This window comes from Pseudomonas sp. HMWF032, from assembly GCF_003060885.1.
Lineage (GTDB): Bacteria > Pseudomonadota > Gammaproteobacteria > Pseudomonadales > Pseudomonadaceae > Aquipseudomonas.
Window position 1 is genome coordinate 1,433,430 of the sequence record NZ_QAIG01000005.1, and the last position, 5,757, is coordinate 1,439,186.

Here is a 5,757-nt window from a genome sequence, read left to right on the forward strand (position 1 = left end):
TCATTGCCGCGCAACAGCACATTGCCCACCCGCGCATCGGTTTCATTCATCAGGTGGTTGTAGGCCAACGCCCCCGAGAGGGCAGCACTGGATTCACTCTTCTGCTTGCCTGCCAGGGTCAGCGCGCCGGCACCAGAACCACTGAACTGGTGCGTCTGATTGAGGGCCAGCACGTTGACCTTGCTGCCACCGTCGGCGGGGTCACGCGGATCGAGCACGATATCGCCCAGATCCGCCTTACTGCGCTGACGCGACACATTGAGGGTGGCCGAGCCGGCAGCCGCCAAGGCGAAGCCCTTGCCTTGCCCGCCGGAGTCTCCGCCCCCGCCATCCGGTCCACCGCCGGCGTCTTTCTTGCTGAACAGCTTTTTCATGCTGTCCCAGCCACTCGATATCTTCTCCGGCGCTTCAGTCACCGCATCCTTGAGCTTGCCGGCCGCACTGGACAAGGCACTCAGCGCCGGGGTGACGTTGATCACGCCGACGGTAATCGACTGCAGCAACGCCTGACCCAAGCTGTCGGCCAGCTCTACCGTGGGTTTGCCGATATCACCGGCCTTTTTCGTGCCATCGTCCTGCTCTTTCTGCTCATCCTTACCCTTGGCAATGGCCCCGGCGATGGCAAAAGCCCCGCTCTGCCCTGAACTGAGCGCCTGAACATCCAGCACGTTGGCTTTCCATGCACCTTTACCGCTGGCCTCCAGACCTTGGCCCAACGCCGTAGGTCGCCAGTTCAGGTTATTGCCCACCAGCGCATTGACGTCGGTGGTCAACACATTCAGCGCCAGCCCACCGCCCACCCCGGCGGTACCGCCCAGCGCCACGGCACCCGCTGCGGTCCACAGCCCCAGGCGGTGCTCGGCCTGCACACCAATGCGCTTGGCGTCCATGCTCGCGGTGTTATGGATGGAGGCATTGACCGTCGAGGTGAGGGTATTGGCCACGGCGGCACCATTGGCCGCCGCACTCACCCCTTTGCCGGCAGACGGGCTGAGGGCCAGGATCAAATCATCCTGCAGAGCCTGGACCTGCACCCCGCCAGCCTTGACCACCGCCTGCGCGCCGATGCCGGCCACGGCCTTGCTGGAAACAGTCTGAATGTTCAACGCCCCGCCAAGGGCCGAGGGCTTGGAATTTTCACCGGGGGCCGACTCGCCCCCCACAGCAGTGCCGAACAGGAACATGCCGATGTTGCCGGCAATGGCCAGTTGGCCGAGTTGGTTGCCCGCGGTCACCGTGATGGGTTGTGCCCATTCCCAGCGGCGGCTGGCCACCATGGCACTGGGCGGAATCAGCAAACCCTGAGCATCACGCAAACCGACCAGAGCATCCAGCGGCCTGCTCTGCCAGGCAAGCTCATCATTGACCAAGGCTTCCAGGCGAACCCGGTCCCCGACCCAGGCGCGGGTATCAATCAAATTGGTCAGCACTGAGATGGAGCCGGTGATCGCCAGTTCATCGGAGGTGCCCTGGGAGTTGGCGTACTGGGTGGAAAACTTACCCGCCAGATCACTCGGCCAGCCCCCCAGGCTCATCATGTTCTTGCCGATATCACTCAGCGAACTCCAGCGGTCAAAGCCGGCGAGACTCAAGGGTTGGATGTATTGAGCGCCCAGGCCGATGCGCTGGGCAGTGATCTGCGCGCCATCGCCAACCAGCGCGCGGGTGCCCTGATTCAGGGTGGCAATCGCCACGGCCATGCTCAGGGAATAGTCATTCTGGTCCGAGCCATTCTTGGAGCCGTTGACGGTGCTGTTGACCAGGTTATGCAGCTCACGAATCTCCTGCTGCGCAGTGAGCCCAAGATTGCCGCTCAAGTTGAGCTGCGTGCTCTGGCCGATGCTGGCCTCGGCTTGCTGATCACTGACCACCAATCCCAACGAGGCGGCCAAACGGAATTTGCTGTCCGTCGGCTGAGTCGGATTCACGTCCTTGAACTTGCTCAGCACATAATTCTTGATCGGATCGACTGTGCCAATCGCACGAAACTTAAGGAAATCCGCCAGGCCTTTGCCGGCCTGCGAGGTCGCCTCATTTTGCTGACGGGAAATCAGGTTGGTGGCGCTGACGTCCAGATGACGCGCGCCGCTCAGATTGGCATTGAACGCCGCCTGGGTATTGCTGTTGAGCACACTTAAGGCCAGCACGGCACCGCCGGCAGCACCGTTACCCAACGACTTGAACACCGCCTTGTTGCGGATCGCTTGCTCGGTCAGCGCCAGCAGGCTGACATCGCCCCGCGTGTGCAGTAGCGCACCGCTGTTGACCTTGGCCGAGGTGGTCAGGCCCGTGTTGGCCATGGCAAAAGCAAAGCCGGTGGTGGTGGCCTGCTTGCCTTCGGCGTCGTGCCCATTGGTGGCTTCCGACTCAACCGTCAAGGTGTTCTGACTGTGCGCCTGCAGTGCGATGCCTTGCTCGCCCTTGAGCGTGGCGCCCGACTTGACCTCCACGCTGGTGGTGCCGCTGATGCGGCCAAAGGCCATGCCGGCGTTAAAGGGAATCAACGATTGCACCAGCGGAATGGAGAAGCTTTCCGTTGTCACCTTGCGCGTACTGTCGGCCTTGACCAGCAACTTCTGGCTGGCATGCAGGTTCGCGCCGTCAAGCACCTCAATCTTGGAGTCGGCATGACCGATCGACACGGCCAGGAAGGGAATCAACGTCGACAGCTCACTCAGGTCGGCGGGGTCTGCACCCAACGCCTTGAGCTGGTCGGGATTGCTCAGCGAGCCAATCCCGGTGATCGGCCCCATGATGTCGCCGATGATCTTTTTCCAGGCTTGTTCATCGCTCCAGCCGTTTTCATTCTTCATCTTCAGAATGTCGGCTTTGATCGCCGCGCTGTCGAACAGCGAACTCAGCAAGCCTGGGTCGACAACTGCCACGGCATTGCTGTTCAGGGCGATATTGCCGCCCTTGAGCGTACCGGCGACCTTGACACTGGCATCGGCCGCCGAATAGCCGCCCAGTTGCTTGCTGATGGCCGTAGCGCTGACCTTGATGTCACCCTCGCGGAAGTCATCGGCGTGGCTGGCATCCAGTACGGCATTTTTCTCGATATTGACACTGGCAACGCCGCGGTCAGGTGCCAGCAGCGAGTTCGGCTTGGTTTTTAGCGTCTGGGTAATTTCATCTACGGTCTTGGCATCGTCGCCTTCGCAGAAGGTGCAGGCACCGTCACTGATGGCGCTTACCTGAATATCTCCAGAGCGCCCACTGCCGGTGGCTCGAGTATCGACCAGCGCTCCGCTGCGCACATTGATGGCGCTGCCTTCAAGCGTCACCTTGCCGCTGTTTTTGCCGGCTTCGCCCTGGCTACGCACGCGGGCGGATGCCGTCAGCTCCAGGCTTTGCCCACCCGACACCGAAACACTGGCCCCACTGCCATCGGCCATCAGCGCCGCCAGTTCACCGGAGATTACCGCCGAGTCACGGCCGACGATGCGCACCGCACCATCGGCTCGCTGCGCGGCCTGTCCCACGGACAAACCGGCGGTGTTGACCGTGCCTTTGAACACGGCATCAGCAATGTCCTTACCGCCTTCAACACGCGCCCCTTGGGCCACCACCGCCGCGGCACCAAAGATATTCACCGAGCCTACGGCATTGACCTTGCCCTTGATCTCAACCTTGCCGCGCTCTGAACCCGGCAGGTCGGTCAGCACACCCGCGTCGTTGTACTGGCCGTTCTTCAAGTCGTCGACCAATTGGCTTGCGCCTTCGGGCGTGGCCACACCCACCGCCGAAGACAGCTGCTGCATCTGCTGCGCCGAGGGCGTGGTGATGGTCAAACTGCCGACGTTGATGACACCGCTGCTGCCCACCACCATGCCATGGGGATCGGCAAAGATGATGTTGCCGCCAATCCGGTTGCCATCGGTCAGCACGCCATTGAGCGTGCCATTGATCACCGCCCGTGAGTCATGCACCAGGTTGACCAGATTGCTGGCCCCGCTCGGCACATAGAGGTTTACGGTATTGCCGTTGCCGACCTGGAAATGACTGAAGGAGTTAAAGCCGGTCTGCCCACGCACCGTGCCGGTGGTGATATCCGTAACATTGTCCTTGACCGCAATAGTGGTCGCCGTGCCCGGAAACTGCACCAGAGTATCGCCCACCAGGTACGTGCCGCCGGAGGCAACAATCGTGTTCGTATCCGCCCAGACCGCAGGCACGCCCATGCCGACCAGAATGGCCGCTGCCAGTCGGGTAGGCTGAAACACCGGCCTGGGCTGTTCACGAAAGGTCGAACGAGGGGCGGGGCGTTTGACCAACATGGCGGACCTCACTGTCACGAATGGAGATATCACGAGTAGTGAATTCTCTGGTTTCGCTATATGTGAGTGCTAGGAAAGGCCATTCACGCTTGTGAACCTCTGTTCACAATGCGGCTCAATTGAGGTTTTCGTGGGTTATTTCAGCCTCACCCGCCAACCGATACCCCTTGCCGTAGACGGTCAGGATCAATTGCGGACGATTGGGGCTGAGCTCAAGTTTGCGGCGCAAACGCACCACCAGAGCATCCACCGTGCGCACATCGATCTCCTCGCCCACGTCCTGACCGCGACGCAAACAGGCCAGCAGATCATGACGGTTAACCGCTCGGCCACGCCGCTCGATCAGACCGATCAGCAGGGCAAACTCACCAGGCGTGAGGCTGACATCATTCCCCTGCGGATCGAGAATATGCCTGCGTAACAGATCGACCCGGAAACGTCCCAGACTCAGGCTGAAATCAGCCTCGCGTTCTCCGCCGCCACAGCGACGCAGCAGGCTGCGCACCTGAGCCAGAAGGATTCCCAGGTTCAGCGGTTTGGTGAGGTAACAGTCGGCACCTGCTTCCAACCCGACCACCCGGTCATAGTCTTCGTCACGCACGGTGACCAGGATCACCCCCAGGTTGGGCTGGCTGCGCCGCAGTTGCGCGGTGATGGTCAGGCCATCGATATCCGGCAAACCGATATCGAGCAACACCAGCGCGGGCCGCAAACGCTCCACCAGCGCCAGGCATTGCTGCCCGGAATCAGTGGCATAGACCTCATAGCCGGCATTCTGCAGGTAAAGCACCATCATCTCGCGGATTTCCGGCGCATCTTCAACGACGACCAATTTGTCGACCATTGACCTACTCCCTGGGCTCAAGCCGGCGATTCTGCCGCAAAGTACCGGCCAGTTGCCAGCAAATGCACCCGGCCTCACTCATGACCGTGCTCCTGCTGCAAACGCTCGCGCAACAGCTGCAGGTGGCGGTCCAGCAAGACCAGCAAGGCCGGCACCTGACTCAGCCGTTCGGTCTGCTCGGCCGCCCGTGCCAGGCTGTCGAGGCCGAAATTGAGGGCGCTGCCGCGCAGGCGATGACAGATCACGGCCACCTGTTCCGCCGGAACATCCGCAGGCCCCAGCGCCGCCAGGGCGTCACGTACCTGTTGCAAGGAGTCCACCAGCGTCGGCAGCAGTCGATCAAACAGCGCGGCACCCAACCAGCCGCGCAGTACATCCAACCGGGCTTCAGAAATATCCTCACTTGTTTCAGCCGGTGTCCCGGACGGTTGCTCCCAGGTTTCAACCAACGCCAGGAACTCGTGGCGACGCAACGGTTTAGCCAGTACCGCCGTTAATCCGGCTGCTCGCCACTGATCCGGATGCAAGTCACGGGCGTTGGCCGTCAGCGCCACCAACATCGGCCCGCGGCCATGCGCCTGCTGACGAATGCGGCGGCTGGCCGTCAAGCCATCGATGTCGGGCAGGCGCATGTCC

The 5,757-nt window shown here is 61.7% G+C and carries 3 protein-coding genes; all 3 read right to left on the bottom strand.

Features of this window, described 5'->3' with window-relative positions; translation table 11 throughout:
* The coding region (locus tag DBR00_RS09330) for a leukotoxin LktA family filamentous adhesin (protein WP_146180685.1) at positions 1-4,277 on the bottom strand (4,277 nt) is incomplete at its 3' end.
* Between the two features lie 115 nt (positions 4,278-4,392).
* Positions 4,393-5,121: a response regulator transcription factor gene (locus DBR00_RS09335; protein ID WP_108487556.1), complete on the bottom strand. Its 729-nt coding sequence runs from the start codon at positions 5,119-5,121 to the stop codon at positions 4,393-4,395.
* Positions 5,122-5,195: 74 nt separating this feature from the next.
* The coding region (locus DBR00_RS20665; protein WP_177479937.1) for an Hpt domain-containing protein at positions 5,196-5,757 on the bottom strand (562 nt) is incomplete at its 5' end.

What these genes read in the sequence shown, in the direction of transcription:
- DBR00_RS09335 (WP_108487556.1), bottom strand. Translation starts at nt 5,121, where the DNA reads ATGGTCGACAAATTGGTCGTCGTTGAAGATGCGCCGGAAATCCGCGAG.